The organism is Chryseobacterium indologenes, assembly GCF_018362995.1.
GTDB lineage: Bacteria > Bacteroidota > Bacteroidia > Flavobacteriales > Weeksellaceae > Chryseobacterium > Chryseobacterium indologenes_G.
This window is the reverse complement of sequence record NZ_CP074372.1, coordinates 2401756-2421842: the sequence shown is the minus strand read 5'-3', so window position 1 is coordinate 2421842 and position 20087 is coordinate 2401756. Positions and strand designations below refer to the sequence as shown.

General features: G+C 37.3%; 21 protein-coding genes. 15 read left to right on the top strand and 6 right to left on the bottom strand.

What is annotated here, in order from left to right; genetic code table 11:
- The first annotated feature begins 73 nt into the window (after nt 1-73).
- The 6 genes from DYR29_RS10920 (at nt 74) to DYR29_RS10895 (ending at nt 7093) form a co-directional block, all read left to right on the top strand.
- Nucleotides 74-2068: a KUP/HAK/KT family potassium transporter gene (locus DYR29_RS10920; protein WP_213280489.1), complete on the top strand. Its 1995-nt coding sequence runs from the start codon at nt 74-76 to the stop codon at nt 2066-2068.
- A 66-nt stretch (nt 2069-2134) separates the two neighbouring features.
- On the top strand, nt 2135-2608 hold the full coding sequence (locus tag DYR29_RS10915; protein WP_027374694.1) for a Fur family transcriptional regulator: 474 nt from the start codon (nt 2135-2137) through the stop codon (nt 2606-2608).
- 3 nt (nt 2609-2611) lie between these two features.
- Nucleotides 2612-4351, top strand: coding sequence for an OstA-like protein (locus DYR29_RS10910; protein ID WP_213280488.1), 1740 nt, complete (start codon nt 2612-2614; stop codon nt 4349-4351).
- 97 nt (nt 4352-4448) lie between these two features.
- Nucleotides 4449-5624: an aspartate aminotransferase family protein gene (locus tag DYR29_RS10905; RefSeq protein WP_213280612.1), complete on the top strand. Its 1176-nt coding sequence runs from the start codon at nt 4449-4451 to the stop codon at nt 5622-5624.
- A gap of 188 nt (nt 5625-5812) precedes the next feature.
- Nucleotides 5813-6199, top strand: coding sequence for an START-like domain-containing protein (locus DYR29_RS10900; RefSeq protein ID WP_034696870.1), 387 nt, complete (start codon nt 5813-5815; stop codon nt 6197-6199).
- Nucleotides 6200-6277: 78 nt separating this feature from the next.
- Nucleotides 6278-7093 carry an aminotransferase class IV gene (locus tag DYR29_RS10895; RefSeq protein WP_213280487.1) on the top strand — a complete coding sequence of 272 codons (816 nt, stop codon included), beginning with the start codon at nt 6278-6280 and terminating at the stop codon, nt 7091-7093.
- An 85-nt stretch (nt 7094-7178) separates the two neighbouring features.
- Here DYR29_RS10895 and DYR29_RS10890 read toward each other — a convergent pair whose 3' ends face one another.
- A complete protein-coding gene (locus DYR29_RS10890) occupies nt 7179-7760 on the bottom strand; it encodes an N-acetylmuramoyl-L-alanine amidase family protein (RefSeq protein ID WP_213280486.1) in 582 nt (193 codons plus the stop codon).
- Nucleotides 7761-7862: 102 nt separating this feature from the next.
- Nucleotides 7863-8411 (bottom strand): YqgE/AlgH family protein, encoded by a 549-nt coding sequence (locus tag DYR29_RS10885; protein ID WP_047420684.1) that lies wholly within the window; start codon nt 8409-8411, stop codon nt 7863-7865.
- A gap of 24 nt (nt 8412-8435) precedes the next feature.
- Between DYR29_RS10885 and pdxH the strand changes: the two genes are divergently transcribed.
- Complete coding sequence (pdxH, locus tag DYR29_RS10880; RefSeq protein ID WP_213280485.1) at nt 8436-9077, top strand: pyridoxamine 5'-phosphate oxidase; 642 nt, start codon at nt 8436-8438, stop codon at nt 9075-9077.
- 261 nt (nt 9078-9338) lie between these two features.
- Here the strand turns inward: pdxH and DYR29_RS10875 are convergent, their stop codons facing one another.
- Complete coding sequence (locus tag DYR29_RS10875; RefSeq protein ID WP_002976900.1) at nt 9339-9629, bottom strand: HU family DNA-binding protein; 291 nt, start codon at nt 9627-9629, stop codon at nt 9339-9341.
- A gap of 399 nt (nt 9630-10028) precedes the next feature.
- Here DYR29_RS10875 and panD point away from each other — a divergent pair, with 399 nt between their 5' ends.
- The 8 genes from panD to DYR29_RS10835 all read left to right on the top strand — a co-directional run bounded on the left by panD (nt 10029) and on the right by DYR29_RS10835 (nt 17448).
- Entirely contained in the window at nt 10029-10379 is a 351-nt protein-coding gene (gene panD / locus DYR29_RS10870; protein ID WP_047386679.1) for an aspartate 1-decarboxylase, read from the top strand.
- A gap of 3 nt (nt 10380-10382) precedes the next feature.
- Nucleotides 10383-11411 (top strand): lysylphosphatidylglycerol synthase transmembrane domain-containing protein, encoded by a 1029-nt coding sequence (locus DYR29_RS10865; protein ID WP_213280484.1) that lies wholly within the window; start codon nt 10383-10385, stop codon nt 11409-11411.
- Between the two features lie 176 nt (nt 11412-11587).
- Nucleotides 11588-12163, top strand: coding sequence for a TerD family protein (locus tag DYR29_RS10860; RefSeq protein ID WP_103232447.1), 576 nt, complete (start codon nt 11588-11590; stop codon nt 12161-12163).
- A gap of 27 nt (nt 12164-12190) precedes the next feature.
- Complete coding sequence (locus DYR29_RS10855; RefSeq protein WP_213280483.1) at nt 12191-12868, top strand: TerD family protein; 678 nt, start codon at nt 12191-12193, stop codon at nt 12866-12868.
- Between the two features lie 87 nt (nt 12869-12955).
- On the top strand, nt 12956-13594 hold the full coding sequence (locus DYR29_RS10850; RefSeq protein WP_213280482.1) for a vWA domain-containing protein: 639 nt from the start codon (nt 12956-12958) through the stop codon (nt 13592-13594).
- A 17-nt stretch (nt 13595-13611) separates the two neighbouring features.
- Nucleotides 13612-14655 (top strand): TerY-C metal binding domain-containing protein, encoded by a 1044-nt coding sequence (locus tag DYR29_RS10845; protein WP_213280481.1) that lies wholly within the window; start codon nt 13612-13614, stop codon nt 14653-14655.
- Nucleotides 14655-15932 (top strand): protein phosphatase 2C domain-containing protein, encoded by a 1278-nt coding sequence (locus DYR29_RS10840; protein ID WP_213280480.1) that lies wholly within the window; start codon nt 14655-14657, stop codon nt 15930-15932. The genes DYR29_RS10845 and DYR29_RS10840 overlap by 1 nt, the downstream gene beginning before the upstream one ends.
- 4 nt (nt 15933-15936) lie before the next feature.
- Nucleotides 15937-17448, top strand: a complete 1512-nt coding sequence (locus tag DYR29_RS10835) for a helix-hairpin-helix domain-containing protein (RefSeq protein ID WP_213280479.1) — start codon at nt 15937-15939, stop codon at nt 17446-17448.
- A 120-nt stretch (nt 17449-17568) separates the two neighbouring features.
- Here DYR29_RS10835 and DYR29_RS10830 read toward each other — a convergent pair whose 3' ends face one another.
- The 3 genes from DYR29_RS10830 to tyrS form a co-directional block, all read right to left on the bottom strand.
- The gene (locus DYR29_RS10830) at nt 17569-18009 is read right to left on the bottom strand and encodes a GNAT family N-acetyltransferase (protein WP_213280478.1); all 441 of its coding nucleotides are present in this window, start codon (nt 18007-18009) and stop codon (nt 17569-17571) included.
- Between the two features lie 22 nt (nt 18010-18031).
- On the bottom strand, nt 18032-18553 hold the full coding sequence (locus DYR29_RS10825; protein ID WP_213280477.1) for a 3'-5' exoribonuclease domain-containing protein: 522 nt from the start codon (nt 18551-18553) through the stop codon (nt 18032-18034).
- A gap of 216 nt (nt 18554-18769) precedes the next feature.
- Nucleotides 18770-19969 (bottom strand): tyrosine--tRNA ligase, encoded by a 1200-nt coding sequence (tyrS, locus tag DYR29_RS10820; protein WP_213280476.1) that lies wholly within the window; start codon nt 19967-19969, stop codon nt 18770-18772.
- Nucleotides 19970-20087: the final 118 nt, after the last annotated feature.

Here is a 20087-nt window from a genome sequence, read left to right as displayed (position 1 = left end):
ATATTCATGAAGAAAAATTCTTGACGTCATAAAATTAGTATAAATTTGCGCCTTTAAAATAAATTAAGCTGATATGGCAGAAGTTACAGAAGATGGTTACCACTTCGATATAAAGAAACTTTCCTTTATAGGAGTTTTAGTGTCTCTAGGAATTGTTTTTGGAGATATTGGGACCTCTCCGCTTTACGTAATGAAAGCAATTGTGAATGCAAGGTCAGGGAGTAGCAATATGCCTTTCAATGAATACATAGAGGGAGCTCTTTCCTGTATTATTTGGACGCTTACCCTGCAGACCACGATAAAATACGTGATCATTGCTCTAAGAGCAGATAATAAAGGTGAAGGAGGTATTCTGGCTTTGTTTTCATTAGTAAGAAACCTTAAGAAAGGATGGCTGTATCTCATTGCCATTGTAGGAGCCGCCGCTCTTATTGCAGACGGGGTCATTACGCCATCACTTACCGTAATGTCGGCGATTGAAGGTCTTGAAATTTATAACCCTCACACCCCTGTTGTTCCTATCACGATTGGAATTCTGATTGTAATTTTTGTGGTACAGCAATTCGGGACCAGCTTTATCGGGAAGTTTTTTGGCCCTGTAATGGTTGTATGGTTCCTGGTATTAGGAGGTTTGGGAGTTATGCATTTAAGTGAGAATTTTGAGATCCTAAGATCTTTCAATCCTTACTATGCTTACAAGCTTATTGTCAACTCACCAAGTGCTATCGTTATTTTAGGAGCTGTTTTCCTTTGTACAACGGGAGCAGAAGCACTTTATTCAGACTTAGGACACTGCGGTGCAAAAAATATCAGAGTAAGCTGGGGATTTGTAAAAATCATGCTTATTCTAAACTATCTTGGACAGGGAGCATGGCTTTTGACTAATTACAACAAACCTGGATTCTCCGTAGTAAACCCGTTCTTTGGAATTATGGAAGAATGGATGATCATTCCGGGAGTAATTTTGGCAACAGCTGCTGCAATTATTGCCAGCCAGGCATTGATTACAGGTTCTTTCACCATCTTCTCAGAAGCAATGTCTCTTAACCTGTGGCCCAATCAAAAAATTGATTACCCTTCCGGAGTTAAAGGACAGATGTATATCCCAAGAATCAACTGGGGACTTCTTATTCTGTGTATCATTGTCGTTCTGCATTTCAGGGAATCCGGAAAAATGGAAGCCGCTTATGGACTTTCCATTACAGTGACGATGCTGATGACAACAATTCTGCTCGTGTTCTGGCTATTGAAACAAAGAGTGAGCAAAATATTGATTTTATTCTTTGCGTTTGTTTATATGGCTATTGAACTAGGTTTCTTCAGTGCCAACATCATCAAATTCATGGAAGGAGGATGGATTACAGTGGTTTTAGCTGGTTCTATCGGGCTTTCTATGTATGCATGGTATAACGGACGATTGATTAAAACAAGATTTATCCAGTTTGTGAAAATAGAAAAATATGTGTCTATCCTTAAAGACATGAAACTGGATGAAACCATTCCGAAATATGCTACCAACTTGGCTTACCTGAGCAGAGCAAAAAGAAATGATGAAGTAGAATCAAAAATTATCTATTCCATCATCAAAAAACAGCCGAAAAGAGCAGATCATTATTTTATCCTGAGTATTGTAAACCAGGAAGATCCATATACTTTCAAATATACGGTTGATGAAATTCTTCCGGGAACAGTTTATAAAATCAACTTCCTTTTAGGATTTAAAGTAGACCGAAGAATCAATGACTATTTCAATATGGTTCTTAAAGATTTAATGGCTGACGGAACCATTCCTTCAAGAAGCAGCCACCCTTCTTTAAGATCTCATGAAATACCGCCGGATCTTAAATATGTAATCATAGATAATACTTATATCAACGATATCCTTTTAACTGTTAAGCAAAAGATTATTCTTAACATTTATAACTTTGTGAAGTATATCGGAAGTGATGACTTTAAGGCCTGGGGAGTATCTTCTCATAACGTTGAAGTAGAATCTGCACCTATTACAGAACTTACGGTTTATGATAATAAGATTGAGCAGTCGGGGTACTTCCGTCACAACTCTTAGTCTTCTGGCGTTGAACCATACTATCTATTTAAATAAAATTCAATAAATTTGTAGATAATTTTTTTAATGGATACAGTACAAAAAGAAAAAAATATAGCTTTGATCAAGGATGTTTTGAGAAACTACTTATTAGAAAAAGGGTTCAGAAACACACCTGAAAGATATACGATATTAGAAGAGATTTATAATATGGATCATCACTTCAACGTTGATGATCTGTATCTTCTGATGATGCAGAAGAAATATCATGTTTCCAAAGCAACGATTTACAACACTATTGAGATTTTCCTTGATGCAGGTTTGATCCGTAAGCATCAGTTCGGAGAAAAGACATTGACCTCTTCATCTTATGAGAAGTCTTATTTTGACAAACAGCATGACCACCTGGTGATCTACAAAAAAGACTCTGATAAAGAGATTGAAGAAATTATTGAATTCTGCGACCCAAGAATCCAAGGAATCAAAGAAGCCATTGAAGAAGCATTTGGCGTAAAAATTGATTCTCATTCGCTATATTTCTATGGCACTAAGAATGACTAATTAATGAGAATAATCCTTTTTCTGCTAATCTTTATTTCTACGCTCAACTTTGCGCAGGATAAAACTCCTGTGAAGAGAGATCCTTATTTGCAGGCTCCTTCACCGGCTCAGCCCAAACAGATGAGACCTGAAGATAAAGTAAAGATCATCCATGCGGACGAGATCAAGAAAGACCCTGAAAAGTACGACGGAAACCAGTATTTTACCGGTCATGTTCAGATTGAACATCAGGGCTCCATTCTTACCGCAGATGAAGTTGTCCTGTATAATGAAGAAAACTTTGTAAAAGCAATAGGTAATACAAGGCTTCAAAATACAGATGGCTCAGTAATTACAGCAGGAGAAATGGAATACGATGCCAATACCCAAAAAGGTGTTGCCAGAAAAAACGTGGTCTTAACCGACCCTAAACAAACCATAAAGACAGATATTCTGTATTACGACAGACTGGCTAACCAGGCTTATTTTAATACAGGAGGAACTATTTCTGATGGTCAGAATGTAACCTATGCCAAAGTGGGAACTTACTTCCTCAATACAAGAGTTGTTGATCTTACCGGAAATGTAAAGATCGAAACACCTCAGTATATTATAGATGGTCCCAACATCAAGCAGAATCAGAATACTAAAATTGCAGATTTTAATGGTCCTACAACCATTACCAGCAAAACCAATCCCCGAAACAGAATCTATACTGAAAGAGGAACCTATAAAATGGATTCCAAGGAGGCTTATCTAACCAAAAACTCCAGGATCTTTTATAATGAGAAAATCCTTACCGGTGATGATATGTACTACAATCAGATTTCCGGATTTGGTAAGGCAACAGGAAATGTAACCCTTGATGATCCAAAAGAAAGAAGATATATAAAAGGAGGGTATGGAGAGATTTTTGAGAAAAAAGATTCTGCAATGATGACGAAAAACCCTTATGCCGTAAAAGTGATGGAAAAAGATTCCATTTATTTTGCTGCAGAAAAAATTATCTCTTATCAAAAACCGGATTCATTGGATATTAAAGTAAAGAAAAGCTATCTCAGAGCCTTTAAAAAAGCCCGTATTTATAAATCCAATGCACAGGGAAGAGCAGATTCTATTGCTTTCAATGAAACAGATGGAATCATGCATATGTATACAAGTCCGATTCTGTGGAGCGGTGAAAAACAGGTTACAGGTGATAAAGTAGAAGCTTACTTTAATACCAAGACAGAAGATATAGACTCATTAAAAGTAATCGGAAATGCCTTTGCCATCAGTAAAGTTGATTCACTCAATCTAAAAGATGAATTCAACCAGGTAAAAGGAAAATTCATGACGGTTTACTATGAGAAAAATGATATTAAAGAAGCCAGAGTCGTTGGAAATGCTCAGTCTATTGTCTATGTAGATGATACCGATCAGGAAACCAAAAAACCGGAAAGAATAGGAATTACCCTTTCTACCTGCGGAATTATCGGAGCATTGTTTGAAGAAAGAGCTCTGCAGATTATTTCATGCAGTATTGGAGCAAATTCAGACACCTATCCGATGAGCAAAATAGAACCTGCACGAAGGAAGTTCCCCGATTTTAACTGGAATACGAAAGACCGGATCCGGAAATGGCAGGATATCCTTGTAGACAGCCCGAACAACGAGGAAATACAATATACCGCTGATAGCGAACTCTTCGATAAAGCTCAGAAAGCAATTGATGATGAAAAAGCCAAAGAAGAAGCTAAAAAGCCGAAAAGAACCAGAAAATAATATAAAAGACCAGTACTCACTGGTCTTTTTTTTGTGGATTAATTTTAGCCTTTAATGAATCTTTTATAGCTTTGCTGAAATTTTGGAGACAATGGAAATGCATAAAGATTTTTTTATATATCAGGCTCAAACCACAAAATTTGCGGCAGGTTTTGAAGTTGAAAAAGCAGAAGGAAGCTATATTTACGGTACAGACGGAAAAAAATACCTTGACTTTGTAGCAGGAGTTTCTGCCAATACGCTGGGACATTCACATCCTAAGATCGTAAATGCGATCAAAGAACAGGCAGATAAATATCTTCACGTAATGGTGTATGGCGAATATGCCCAGGAAAAGCCAGTAGCTTTATGCAGGCTGCTTGCAGAAGCTACTCCGGAGCCTTTAGAAGTTACCTACCTTGTAAACAGTGGTGCCGAGGCCATTGACGGAAGTCTGAAGCTGGCAAAACGATATACGGGCAGAGAAGAAATTGTTTCCTTTAAAGACTCTTATCACGGAAATACCCATGGTGCTTTGAGTGTTTCAGGAAATGAAACCCATAAAAGAGAATTTCGTCCCTTATTGCCGATGGTTTCTTTCATTGAATTTAACAATGAAAAAGACCTCGATAAGATCACAGAGAAAACAGCTTGTGTTATCCTTGAGACCATTCAAGGGGCAGCAGGATTTCTGGTTCCTGATAAAGACTATCTGATCAAACTGAAGAGAAGATGTGAAGAAGTGGGAGCGCTTTTGATTTTAGATGAAATCCAACCCGGATTTGGAAGAACAGGAAAGTTATTTTCTTTTGAACACTTTGGAATTGTTCCGGATATCCTGGTAATGGGTAAAGGAATGGGAGGAGGAGTTCCTGTAGGAGCTTTTATGAGTTCCAGAGAAATCATGGAAAGCTTATCACATTCACCAAAGCTTGGTCATATTACTACTTTTGGAGGAAACCCGTTGATTGCAGCCGCAAGTTACGCTACTTTAAAAGAAGTGCTGGACAGTGGGCTGATGAATGAAGTGGAAGAAAAAGAAAAACTGTTCAGAGAACTTTTAGTTCACCCTAAAATTAAAAATATCAATGGTAAAGGTCTAATGCTTGCCGTGAATCTCGGAACACCGGAATATACACTCGAAGTGGCAAAAAAATGTATGGAAAAAGGGCTTATTGTTTTCTGGCAGCTGTACAGAAATGAATACCTGAGAATTTCTCCGCCTCTTACATTATCTAAAGATGAAATCAAAGAAGGATGTCAGATTATTCTTGATATCCTGAACGAAAATTAAAGATAAAATCTCTCCGGAAAGGAGAGATTTTTTTATGCTTTACATGATAGTTTTAGCCATTAAAAATTAATAGAATAGGGATTTAAATCCCGTGATAAATATCATACAGATTCTATAAAAAAGTAATTGTTTTTTTGCGTAATAAAAAAATTAATTTATATATTGCGGGACGATAAAACAAAGATTATATGGCGAAACATAAAGTCCATTACGAATTTCCAATGCACTGTTTATCAGAGATTTTATATGAATATCTGGCGACTGCAGAGGGATTGTCTGAATGGTTTGCGGATGAGGTAACAGAGAAAGGCGATGATTTCTTTTTTAGCTGGGGTGGAGGACCTGCTGAGAAGGCCACTTTGATCAGATATAAGCCTGAAGGTTTCGTGCGTTTCAGATGGGAAGAAGATGAAGGAACAAAAAATTTCTTTGAAATGACAATCACAATTGATGATATTACAGAAGATCTTGCTTTAAATATTACAGACTTCTGTGAAGAAGGTGATGAAGAGGAAAATGCAATGTATTGGGAAAATCTTATCGAAAACCTGAGAATAAAACTAGGTGCGGCATAATACCGGGCTATATTAAATGATAAAACTGATGAACGATTTATCGTTCATTATTTTTTTGTAAATAAATCACATCAAAAATTGGAAAATCAATATTTTACATCAGACGAGTTAAATGTAAAGAACAGAGCCTTCCTTTGGGGCGACTCAGTGAAAGTTTCTTTCTTTGTAAGAAATGGTGGATTGATCATGGACGAAGAATGCTATTTTTTCCTGATGGCTTCCATGAGAAAGATGAGAATGAATATTCCTTTAACGTACACTCTGGAGTTTTTCCAGACTCTTTTTCAAAAAGAAATTATTGAAGGTAAAGGAGTAAAGAACGGAATTATCAATTTCCAGGTGTTCAGGAATAATGACGGCGTAACATTGGCAAAATCTTCTGTTTCCTATTTTTACGAAGTTTCAGAAATGGCGGATGTGCTGTCAGTTCATCAAAGACCTTTAGAATTGGATTTGATTAAAGAAATTAACGTTAATAACAACCTTCTGAGCAATATCAGAGTTCACTGCCCGGAAAATATCTACGGAGCGATCTATGCCCAGGAAAACGACCTTGATGACGTTATTCTTCTTAACCCCAACAAAAGGATAGCACGTACTACTGCCGGAAATCTTCTTTTTTTAGAAGGGGATGTTATTAAAGTACCCAAGCAGACTGAAGGAGCTTACATTTCTCCTTTGATGGAAAACTTTGTTACTTTTTTACATAAAAATAACCTTGCTGATATTCAGGAACACGAAATTATCGCATTTGAATCTCAGAAAGCTGAAGAAATTTTAATGATTTCTGAAGAAAAAGGTATATTTTCTGTAGGTAAGATTAGAAATAAGACTTTTGAAAACTCCCGCTTCTCAGAATTAGTAGAAAACTGGAAGAAAAGTTTTAATCAATAAAAATTGACAAACCCGGTAAACAACAAAGTTCCAGAAGTCCTTTACCGGGTTTTATTCTGAGTAAATCAGAAATTGTTTATTTTATTTAGTATTCGTTGATGATTTCAACAAATTTCTGTGCGATTTCTTTCTGCCCTTTTTCACTTGTTATATAATTTCTGTTTTCAGAATTATTGATGAATCCAAGTTCTACCAATACGGCAGGGGCTTTAGTTTCTCTTAAAATATGAAGATTGCTCTCCGATATTTTACGGGCATTGAATTTCTTATAAATTTTTCCCGCAAGTTCCTTTGAAACATCAGAATTTTGAACATACACCTCAAAACCGTTATCAGATCTCTCTTGTTCAGGAGAGGAGTTGACATGGAGTGAAATGACCATTTCAGGATTAAGTTTATTGATTTGAGCTGTTCTTTCAGAAAGTGAAGGATACGTGTCAGAATCCCTTGTCAGAATAATTTCATATTTATCCTGGCTTTCATTGATCTTCTGGATTTCCTTCGCAACACTTAACGATATATTTTTTTCACGAATTTCACCATGCGTAGCCCCAAAATCATTTCCGCCATGACCGGCATCTATGACAATATATTTTTTGTTAATGGGAGTAAATGATAAAAATGCGGTAGAAAATATTGATAAAGCAAGTAATGTAATACCTTTCATATCAGTGATTTTAGTTTTTCAAAGAACGGAAAAACTTTCTTTAAAATTGGTTAAAGGAATCTTAAAGTTTGTTAATTGTCTGATTGACATGAAAATAGTACATTAATTCAGTGAAATGTCTTCAGGAGAATTGGCCCAAAGAAGAAATTCACCACCAAGATTCTGCATAATAGATTTCCAGAGAGTTTGATCGTTTGGAAGCGTATAGTCCAGATTATACACATCTACTACCGTCCACATTTTTCTTTGAACTTCAGTGTCAAGCTGACCCGGAGACCATCCGGAATACCCTGAAAATATTTTGATGTGCTCAATATCCAGTTCGCTGCTCAAAACAGCATTGATGATACGTTCAATATCTTCTGTAAGATAATATTCATCTGTGATGTCTGTATAGATCTCAGTAACCCTTTTACCTTTTACAATAAAAAACACTTTGTCGTTCTCTACAGGACCTCCGTCATACACCTCAATTTTAAAGTCAAAAAAATCTTTGAACTTGCTGCTCATCTGGCTGTTCTTTTTATTCAGGATCAAACCAAATGCACCACTTTCGTTATGTTCAATAACCAGCACTACCGATCTTGAAAAAATATCGCCGGAAATGTCAGGTGTCGAGATTAATATTTTACCTTTGTATGAGTGATTCATACTCAAATTTAATAAAAAATATTTATGGAAAACCTGCACGACAAAAGAAAAGTGTACGAGAAATCCCAACTTATTGAAAGTGAGATAAAACAAAATCCAATTGAGCAGTTCAGAGACTGGTTTTTGGAGGCCAGTGAGAGCCCAATGATCTCAGAATCCAATGCTATGGCTGTTTCTACAGTAGAGGAAGACGGGTGTCCGAGAACAAGAATGGTGCTTCTTAAAGCATATACCCATGAAGGATTTATTTTTTATACCAACTATAACAGCCGAAAGGGAAAAGCAATAGAAAACAATCATAAAGCATGTCTGCATTTCTTCTGGCCTAATCTTGAAAGGCAGATCATCATTAAAGCAGATCTTGAGAAGCTGGCAGAAAACTTAAGTGATGGTTATTTCCACTCAAGACCTAAAGGAAGTCAGTTGGGAGCTGTAGTTTCTCCACAGAGCGAGGTGATTCCGAACAGAGAGTTTTTGGAAGATAAATTAAAAGAACTGGAAAAGGAATATGAGAATATTGAAGTTCCAAGACCTGCCAATTGGGGTGGATATCTGGCAAGACCTTATGAGATTGAATTCTGGCAGGGCAGACCCAACCGTCTTCATGACAGAATTATTTACCAGCTGGAAGATCTGGACTGGAAGATTTCAAGACTGGCTCCTTAGATGAGGAATTAGAGAAGCTAGAAATTAGAAGTTAATGATAATCGTTTTATTATAAAAGGAATACTGAAAATATAAAACTTTGTACTATCAATAGAAGCGGGCTTTAGCCCGCTTATTTATTTGCAATAATATCGGCTTTAGCCGAAACTTAATAATTCTTAACCACTTAAAAACTTCTTAATGGTTTAATTTCTCTATTATTTAAAAATAAAAAAAGGCTATTTCTAAGAAACAGCCCTTGAATTTTTTTAATCTGAATGATTATTTTTTCTTAGCACCTGAAACTGCATTTGATAAATCAGCTCCAGCTTTAAATTTAGCAACTTTTTTAGCAGCGATCTTGATCGGTTTTTTAGTTGCAGGGTTAATCCCTTGTCTAGCAGCTCTCTCAGCTACTGAGAAAGTACCGAAACCTACTAAAGACACTTTTCCGTCTTTTTTCTTTAATGTAGTAGTTACGTTACCAATGAAAGATTCTAAAGCAGCTTTTGCTGCAACTTTAGTGATACCTGCATCTTTAGCGATTGCGTCGATTAATTCAGACTTGTTCATAATTTTTAATATTAAAGTTAGTTCGTAATTATAGCAAATATAATACTATTTTCTAATTGTGCAATTTTTTTATTAAAACTTGTAAAATTTTTTTGCTTTTCGGTGAAATCAGTTAAAATATGATAATTCCACTTTTTACAGAAAATCTACGTTACAGGTTACTAAAATCATGCCAAATGCTTATGCTTATTGACTTTAGCAAAAAGTTAATATTATTTTTCGTATTTATTAAATCCTAAATTCTGTATAAACAATTAATTTTTTTGACCATATGATTATTAAATCTATAAGTAATTTTCGGAATCCTTGTGTTCTGTGAAATTAAACGCCTGTGTTTGTGGGAGTTTTTAAATGATACTAAAGACCTGATTTATTAATTTTTATTAATAAATTTGCAACATGCTAATAGAAGTTTTCAAGTCTAAGATTCATAGGGTGAGAGTAACTGCCTCTGACCTTAATTATATAGGAAGTATAACAATAGATGAAGATCTTATTGAAGCTGCCGGTCTGGTAGTGGGAGAAAGGGTCTATATTGTGAATGTGAACAACGGAGAACGTTTTGACACGTACGTTATCAAAGGAAAAAGAAAATCCGGAGAAGTATGTCTGAACGGGCCTGCGGCAAGAAAAGTACAGAAAGATGATATTATCATTGTTATTGCTTATGCGCAGATGACCCCGGAAGAGGCTAAAGACTTCCAGCCAAAGATCGTTTTCCCGGATGAAAAAACAAATCTTCTTACCTAGTACATGGAGAAAACATCAAAAAGTCCGGTAAAATCAATATTAACAATAGTAATATCGCTTGCTTTTGCAGGCTTTTTTTTATGGCTTGCCTTAAGAGGTCTTGATTTTAAAGTCATTCAGAAGTCACTGGCAAAAGCGAATTATCTTTGGGTACTGTTTGCATCTGTATTTGGTCTTCTTGCGTATTGGTTCAGGGCCATTCGCTGGAATCTGATGCTGGAACCCATGGGATACAAAATTTCAAACTCCAATTCTCTTTGGTCTATATCATTCGGATATCTGATGAACCTTACCATTCCGAGGAGTGGTGAAGTGGCAAGAGCTACGGCTTTGTATGGGGTAGAAAAAGTACCTGTGGACAAGTCTTTTGGAACGATCATTCTGGAAAGGGTGGTAGATCTGATATGTATGCTCGGTTTCTTGGGATTGACATTATTGTTTAAATACGATGCAATTCTGTCGTTCTATAAAAATTCCGGAATCAATATGAATCCTAATAAGATTGTATTGGTCCTTTCAATTCTGATTGCAGGAACCGTTTTATTTTTTGTATTCAAGAAGAAACTTTCAGGAATTCCCTTTTTAGGAAAAATTGTCAATTTTATTGATGGGATTTTCCAGGGGATCACTTCCATTTTTAAATTAAAAGAAAAGGGAAAATTCATTCTTTATACATTAGGAATCTGGATTTGTTATTATTTAGCGGCTTATCTGGTTTGCTTTGCACTTCCGGAAACATCTGCATTTACCTTTGCAGACGGTTTCTTTATTATCGTAGTAGGAACATTGGGAATGATTATTCCTGCCAGTGGAGGTATTGGGGCTTATAACCTTGCGATGAAGTATGGCTTTATGGCGCTTTTTATATCCGTAGGAAAAAGTGCTGATTTCGGTGGGGAAATGGGATTGACGTATTCCTTTATTTCTTTACCGCTGCAGATTGTGATCATGCTGGTGATGGGACTGATTTCCATTCCTATGCTGGCCAAAGCAAGAAATGCTGCCGTTTCCAACAAGGATTTTGAAAATTAATTTAATACTCTTTTGTACAATACAAGGTTCAATTTTTTAATTGGACCTTTTTTATGGTGATGGGTGACTTAAGCAGCTTTAATTGCGTTCTAGAGATCATTTTTTCATAAATAAATTTGGTCAGTTCATAAATCACTTCTATCTTAATGCGAAAAATAATCATAATATAAAACACTATGGCAATTAATCTACAGAAAGGGCAAAAGATCGAGATAGGATTGACGAAAATGACGATTGGATTAGGCTGGGATCCCAACGAAGGAACCGGCTATGATTTTGACCTTGATGCTTCTGCAATCATGATTGATTCTGACAGAAAATTGGTAAGCGAAGAATATTTTGTTTTTTACAATAACCTGAATTCTCCGGACGGAGCTCTTACCCATACAGGAGATGATCCCAGTGGTAAAAACAGTGATGGTGACGATGATGAAGCCATCGTAATAGACCTTGATAAAGTAGATTCAAGGGTAGAAGAAATTCTTTTCGTAGTCACTATAGAAGATTTTGAAAGAAGAAGACAGAATTTCGGACAGGTAAGAAACTCTTATATCCGGGTTGTTGATAATCATTCAAACCAGGAAATTGCAAAATATGAGCTAGATGAAGATTTTTCTATTGAAACCGGTGTAGAGTTCGGAAGGCTGTACAAGAGAAACGGAAGCTGGAAATTTGAAGCTTCAGGAATAGGATACAGAGCAGATCTTGGTTTCTTTCTAGAGAAATACTACAAAGGACAAATTATCAAATAAAATCATCAAATACACAAAACTATAACTATGGCAATTAATTTACAGAAAGGACAAACGATAGATTTAAGAAAGAATGACCGCGGAGAAAGCGTTTATGATCTTTCAAAAGTAACCATTGGCTTAGGATGGGATGTAAGAAAGCAAGGCGGAGGGTTCTTTGGAAAACTGTTCAGTAAAGAAGCTGAGTATGACCTTGATGCTGTGGCTTTTCTTTTAGATGGTAATGGCAAAGTAGCCAATCTTGGAAGAACGGTACAGACCAATGACGGAAGGCAGATGGGGCTTTACCAGGGAGATGTGGTTTTCTTCAATTCTATGCAGCACCCAAGCGGGAATGTATGGCTTACAGGAGACAACAGAACCGGAGCGGGAGATGGGGATGATGAGCAGATCATTGTAAGGCTGGATCAGCTGGACCAGAGTTATCAGAAAATAGTATTCATTGTTACCATTTATCAGGGAAGAACGAATAACCAACACTTCGGGATGATCGATAATGCATTTATCCGTGCGGTGGATGCTACAGGAAAAGAAATTACAAAATACAGCCTTTCCGGAGATTCAAGTATGAATGGAATGTGTGCAATGGTTTTTGCAGAAGCATACCGTCATAACGGAGACTGGAAATTCCGTGCCGTGGGTGAGCCGCACCATACAGATAACTTTATAGATATTCTGAGACAGCAGTACGCTTATTCCAACTAGATTCTAAATTTTTATCAAACCAAAATAAAAGCCGGCTTGGAAGTCTCCGACTCCCTCCGCCGGCTTCAGACTTAATATTGTCATACAATGAGCAGGAGATTATTAGCTTATTTTTTATTAGATACCTCAGGTTCTATGAACGGTGAGCCTATTCAGGCACTGAATAATGGATTCAACGGATTGATCAGTATGCTTCGCGCAGATCCGCAAGCGATGGACAGTCTGCATCTGAGCGTTATTACCTTCGATAGAGAAGTGAAAAATATTATTCCTTTAACAGATCTGGCGAGCTTTTATCCTATGGAAATTACCTGTCCGGATAGCGGGCCAACCCATACGGGAGCTGCATTGGAAATGGTTTCAGAATTGGTGAAGAAAGAGATGGTAAAAGAATCGGCAGATGCAAAAGGAGACTGGCAACCGTTACTTTTTATATTTACCGATGGAAAACCTTCGGATATTCAGAAATACAGACAGATGATTCCAGTGATCAGAGGACTGGAGTTTGGAGCCATCGTAGGTTGTGCTGCCGGCCCGAAAGCTGATGAACAGTTTTTGAAAGAACTGACCGATCATGTGGTAAAACTGGATACCACAGACGCTATCACCCTTTCTTCTTTTTTCAGATGGGTAAGTTCTTCCATTACACAGGGAGGACATTCGCAGAATACGGGAGAAAATATCACATTGCCTCCACCACCATCGGAGCTAAATATTATTATTTAAAAAATTGTCTTTACAGCATGAGAAGACTGCCTATTTATTTTTTAGTAGACATCTCCGAATCTATGGTAGGAGAACCTATTGAGCAGGTACAGGAAGGTATCGCCAATATCATAAGGGAATTAAAAAAAGATCCGTACTCGCTCGAAACCGTTTATATTTCCGTGATAGGTTTTGCAGGAGAAGCGGAAGTGATTACTCCTATGCAGGATATTATCAGCTTTTATCCACCTAAAATTCCAATCGGGAGTGGCACATCACTTTCTCAGGGTTTGATCAAAGTAATGGATTGTATCGACAGAGATATTGTGAAAACTACCTATGAAAGAAAAGGTGATTGGAAACCTATCGTTTTCCTTTTTACTGACGGAGTTCCCACTGATGATGCTACCAAAGCTATTGAGAGGTGGAATAACAAGTACAGCGGGAAATCCAATACCATCGCTGTATCTATAGGGGAAAATACAAATTACAAACTTCTTGGTTCATTAGCAGATAATGTACTGCTGTTTAATAACTCTGATGAGAATTCCTATAAAGAATTTTTCAAATGGGTAACCGATTCTATTAAAACAACCAGCCAGAGTGTTACAGAAGCCAAAAAAGAAGGAATTAATTTGTCTAAAATCGATTCCCTTATTTTGGAGAAAGTAGATCCTGAAATGGAACAGAGATTTCCGGATAACAATTTTGTAGTATTAAACGGGAAATGTCAGGAAACTGAAAAGCTTTACCTGATGAAATTTAAAAAAGCATTTGCAGAATCAAGCATTCCCGGAATGGCAACAAGATATTACAGACTGGATGGAGCTTATAAAATTGATGAAAAAGCCTACTACAGACTTTCTTCAAACCAAAAAACGCATCTTAAAATCAATATAGAAGAGCTGGATGGAGGAACTTCATGTCCTCACTGTGCTAATCCGATTGCGCTGGCAACCTGCTCCTGTGGCGGTATTCACTGTCTGAGAGGAGAAGGATACAGCAAATGTCCATGGTGCGGAACCTCGGATTATTACGGGTTTTCCGGTGGAGGATTTGATATTAACAGAACCTTAGGATAATGATGGGTAAATTCTTCAGGAAATCGGCCTCGGAATCTAAGCCAAAGACGCTGGAACAGGCTACTGTTTATAGAGAAAAAGAAGAGTTCAAAGATGCGCATTGGGTATTGATGAATGCCAGTGCAAAGCAGTTCTATGAATTCCATCTTGACATGGAAGATTTTCCGAACATAAAAATTCTGAATATCAGCGGTCTTGAAGAAACTGGCCTTACTTTTGAAAACGATACAATTTCAGGAATTCCGGTTACCAACAATATGTATCATCTGGATGTTCAGTTTTATCACATTCATGATCAGAAGCAGATCGAGACAAAAAAAATACAGCTCTTTGTCAACGCGGACCCAAAAGATTTGTGGAAAAATATTCCAAGCGATGCAAATGCAGCTTTTTATAAATCGGAAGAAGATTCTTTCAAAGGTTCCTTTTCAGACAAAAAAATTGTTGTGGCTTCCAAAAGAGGACGTTCCCATGCCCATGAAGGAAAATTCCGTGAAGATGATTTTTCAGTGAATAACCTTCCTGAAGACTGGAATGTTGTTTCTGTTTCAGATGGAGCGGGCTCGGCAGCTGCTGCAAGAGAAGGCTCAAGATTGGCAACGGCAACGATCAGTCAGTTTTTCAATTCACAGGAAATTGTTAGCGAAATTGAAAATAATATCAATCAAATGTATGCTTCAGGTTCTTCAAATAAAGAGCAATCGGATGCTGAACAAAATATCAAAAATATTTTATCGGAAAGCGTTTTATATGTCTATCAGACACTGGAAAAAACGGCAGCAGAAAATGCTCTGTCTGTAAGTGACCTGCATGCTACGTTGATCTTTGTATTACTTAAAAAGTTTAGTTTCGGGTATGTCATTCTTAGCTTTGGAGTAGGAGATTGCCCTATTAATCTTATCAATCCTGATTTTTCTGAAGTGAAACTTTTAAATCAGATGGATGTAGGAGAGTTTAGCGGAGGTACCCGTTTTATTACCATGAAAGAAATTTTCAACGATCAGATGGCTTCCCGTTTCCGGATCACCTGTGTGGATGATTTTTCTTATCTCGTCCTGATGACGGATGGTATTTATGATCCGAAATTCATCACAGAAAATAAACTGGAAGATACAGGAAGCTGGAAGTTACTTTTTGAAGATCTGGCCGGAAATAATGATGACCGTACGAAAGCAGATTTTATCAACGACGAAAAAATTGATGAACAGCTTTTAATATGGAGCGATTTCTGGAGCAGAGGAAATCACGATGACCGAACATTGGCAATAATCTATTAATACCATGAAAAAGACCATTAAGGTTGTTTCTGTTCTGGACACAGCCAAATCCTATGAATATGTAGATGAAAACCCTATCCGGGGCGGTGTGAAAGATGTTTATTTTTCTCCTGATAAAGATTATGTGGTGGCTTTTTACCGGAATCCGCTGGATGAAGGGCAAAAAGAAAGAATCATGAGAATTGTTTCAACCTATCTGCAGAGTATACAAAACGGGAATGCTTCAGAGTATTTTCTGAATGAAATATTCAGGTGGCCTTACGATATTGTTGAAAGAAATAAACTTACAGGAATTGTGGTTCCTGTTTACCATAATAAATTCTATTTTGCGAAAGGATATATCGGTTCCGAAAATATTCAGGGTCAGGATAAAGTAGGAAAATGGTTTACGGCGCCCATGTTCAGGAATCAGCAGTATCCCTTGAGACTGGATCCGTCGGAACTGGGAGACTGGCTGAGTTATTTTCAGATTGCAGTCAATATCAGCAGAGGTGTGAAAAAGCTGCATCAGATGGGGTTGGCACACTCCGATTTATCTTACAATAATATTCTGGTTGACCCCGTAACGAAATCTGCCTGTATCATTGATATAGATGGCCTTGTTGTTCCCAAACTGTTTCCACCGGAAGTAATAGGAACGGCAGATTTTATTGCTCCTGAAGTGTTGAAAACAAAACATTTAAGCCTTCAGGATCCGGGAAGACACCTGCCTAATCAAAAAACAGATCTGCACGCCCTTGCTGTTCTGATTTATATGTACCTTTTAAGAAGACATCCTTTGCGTGGAGGGAAAATCTGGGATCTGGACTCCGAAAAAGATGAAATTATATCTATGGGAGAAAAAGCCCTGTTTGTAGAACATCCGGAAAACCCTTCCAATCAGATAAAAGCAGATCATCTCCGGAAATGGGATGCATTCTGGGGCGATCCTCAAAAAATTCCTTATACGGTTACAGGTCCTTATATTTCAGAATTATTCCGGAAAACTTTTATAGACGGTTTGCATGACCCGATCAGACGCCCCACAGCCAATGAATGGGAAGCTGCATTACTTAAAACCGTAGATCTGATACAACCATGCCATAATTCCAGCTGTACCGAAAAATGGTATGTCTTTGATAATACCAGCAGTCCTAAATGCCCGTTCTGTGGAACCCCACATCAGGGAACATTACCTGTTTTAGATTTGTATTTCAAATTTGATGATGAGGTATGGAAACCGGAAAACCACAGACTGATGGTCTATCACAATCAATATTTATTCAAATGGCATGTTTCCAGGAAAGTGATACGCAACGAAAACCTGACGATGCAGGATAAAATGCCTGTAGGATATTTTACCTTCCATCAGGGAAAATGGGTATTGGTAAACCAAAGTTTGTCAGGAATGAAAGATATCACAGAACAGAAAGAAATTCCGCCAGGTTCAATGGTTGAACTGACTGATGGTAAGAAAATATTGCTTTCCTCAGAAGAAGGAGGAAGATTAATCTATGTGACCATGGCCAATCAATAAAATATCATTGCGAAAAAATCAATAGGAACGGGCTATAATTCTGAGCTTAGTCGAAGAGAGCCCGTTTAAAATAAAAAATAAAGTACTCCGGCTTTAGCCAAAACTTACATGATTTTCAATTCATGATTTTTCAGTTTCCATGAAGTAAGAATACTGATCTTCACCCACAATTTTAAAACCAAGACTTGTATAAAGATGCTGTGCCTTATTGGTTTTTAAGACACTTAATGATACCGTTTTTCCTGCTAACGAAGCTTCCTCCAGAATATCAGACAAAATCTTTTTTCCAAGTCCCTTACCTTGTTGGCTGGGATCAATCTGAAGTTGCAGAACTTCAATGTTGGTAAATGTTCGGTCTACTTTTAACAGTCCAAGGGGTTGATTGTTTAAAAGAATAATATTGGCTTTTTCAAACTGGTACAGAACTCTTTGCAAAGTTGTTTCTCTGTCAGTAGACAGCCCGGAATTTTCATAATGAGGGTTCATTGTTTTCATTCTGAGATTGAGAAGAAAATCAATATCGGTAGCATCAGCTTGTTTGTAGCGCAGGTCAAGATTCATATTCAAAAATAAAAATTAGATTTTATTTTAATGCAATTTTCAGTCCCATTTTCTCTTTCATATGCAGCAAAACTTCTGCATTTCCCCGGGCATCATCTACAGGATTATGGGTATGCTCAGTCTTGCGGAGATGTTTCCATTGGGCAAAAGTATCCTTTTCCAAACCGCAGTAAAGATCAGACAGTCTTCTGGAAGAAAAGCCAAAAGGATTCCGTCCGAGAAAATGATGGAAATACCAGCAGATAAACATCCAGTCGAAACCATTATTATCACTGATGAAAATAGGTCTTCCTTTGGAGTTCGTTTTAATCCAGTCTTCAAAGGCGAGCATTACAGTCTCAGGATCATCAAAATTCATTGTTTCTTCCCTGCTGAAGCCGGAAACTGCTAAAGCATCAGGATTGAATTTATCAGAAATCGGCTTCAGTTTTCCATAAAAAGTGGTATCCAGTTCCTCTGTAACGAGTACAGCCCCGAAACAGACCATTGAAAAATCACCGGGAATCGGCCCATCCGATTCTATGTCAACCATGATGTAGCTCATTGGAAATAGTTTTAAGAAAACGAAGATATTGAAATAAGCTGGATAATGTAATGTTTAAGGTGGAAGCTGGGAGGGAAGCTGGAAGTTACTATTGTGCTGTAGTGAACTTCTGAGTTTTTTAATTTTAACTTTTGTTTTAAAAATATTTCAATCAAAAAATTTCAGATGTTTCACGTCTGATAAAAACTTCCCTCTCCCAACTTCCCTCTTCCAGCCTCATATTAACTCAAAAAAACCTCTTCTCCCGATTTTTATCTTTGTTTGAGGGATCAGTTCCATTTCTTCATTAGCATCTGTTATTTTGATGTTATTGACCTGAATGCCTCCATTTTCAATTAACCTCCGGACTGCCGATTTGCTGAGGTCATTTTTAAGCTGATGGCAAAGTTCCACAAGAGATACTTTGTTTTGGATACTCTTCAAATTATGTATAGAAACAGGTTCATATACCTTCTCTTCAAAATTTTTATTCTGAAACTGATTGATAAAGAATTGTTCCGCATTTTCTGCTGAAGCATGATCATGGTATTGGCTGATGATATTTTTCGCAATGAGCTTTTTAATATTCATAGGATTTTCACCTTCCGTTATTCTCGAAACAAGATCCTTTTTTTCTTCCACCGAGAAATCTGTAGTCAGGTTAATAAATTCCTCAATTAATGCATCGGGAATAGACATTGTCTTTCCAAACATTTCATTAGGCTCGTCTGTCAGCCCGATAATATTGTTCAGTGACTTACTCATTTTTTCCTTTCCGTCAAGACCCTTAAGCAGAGGCATACACATGACAATCTGTGTAGGCATTCCATGTACCTCCTGAAGCTGCCTTCCCATCGTACAGTTGAAAAGCTGATCTGTGCCGCCCATTTCGATGTCGCACTCAATTTTTACAGAATCAAAACCCTGAAGAATGGGGTACACAAGTTCATGCATGGCAATAGGGGTATTTTCTGTAAATCTTTTATTAAAATCATTGCGGTGCATCAGTTGAGCAACAGTTACTTTTGACAGCAATTGGATAACCTCTGAAAAGTCAAGCGCATCCAGCCAGTCAGAATTGAAAACAATCTTTGTCTTCTGAACATCAACTACTTTGGAAAGCTGATTGATATAAGTCTGGGCATTATGCTGTACATCTTCAGCACTTAAAGGCTTTCGGGCTTTATTTTTTCCTGTAGGATCACCAATTCTCGCTGTAAAGCTTCCTACCACGATAATGATCTGATGTCCCAGATCCTGAAATTGTTTCAGTTTTTTCAGTACTACCGCGTGTCCCAGATGCAGGTCAGGCGCAGTAGGGTCAAATCCCAGTTTGATAGATAGTTTTCTGTTTTCCTTTTCGGCTTGTGTAAGTTTTTCTTCCAAACCATTTTCAGGAAGGATGATAGCCACATTTTCTTGTAGTAAATGAATCATGTTGAATAGTTTTAAAAATGAAAAGCCCGGACAGGTACTGTCCGGGCTCTATATATACGTTAGATTATTTTATTGAATTACAGATATAGAAACTCTTCCCGAACGATAGCTCGGAACG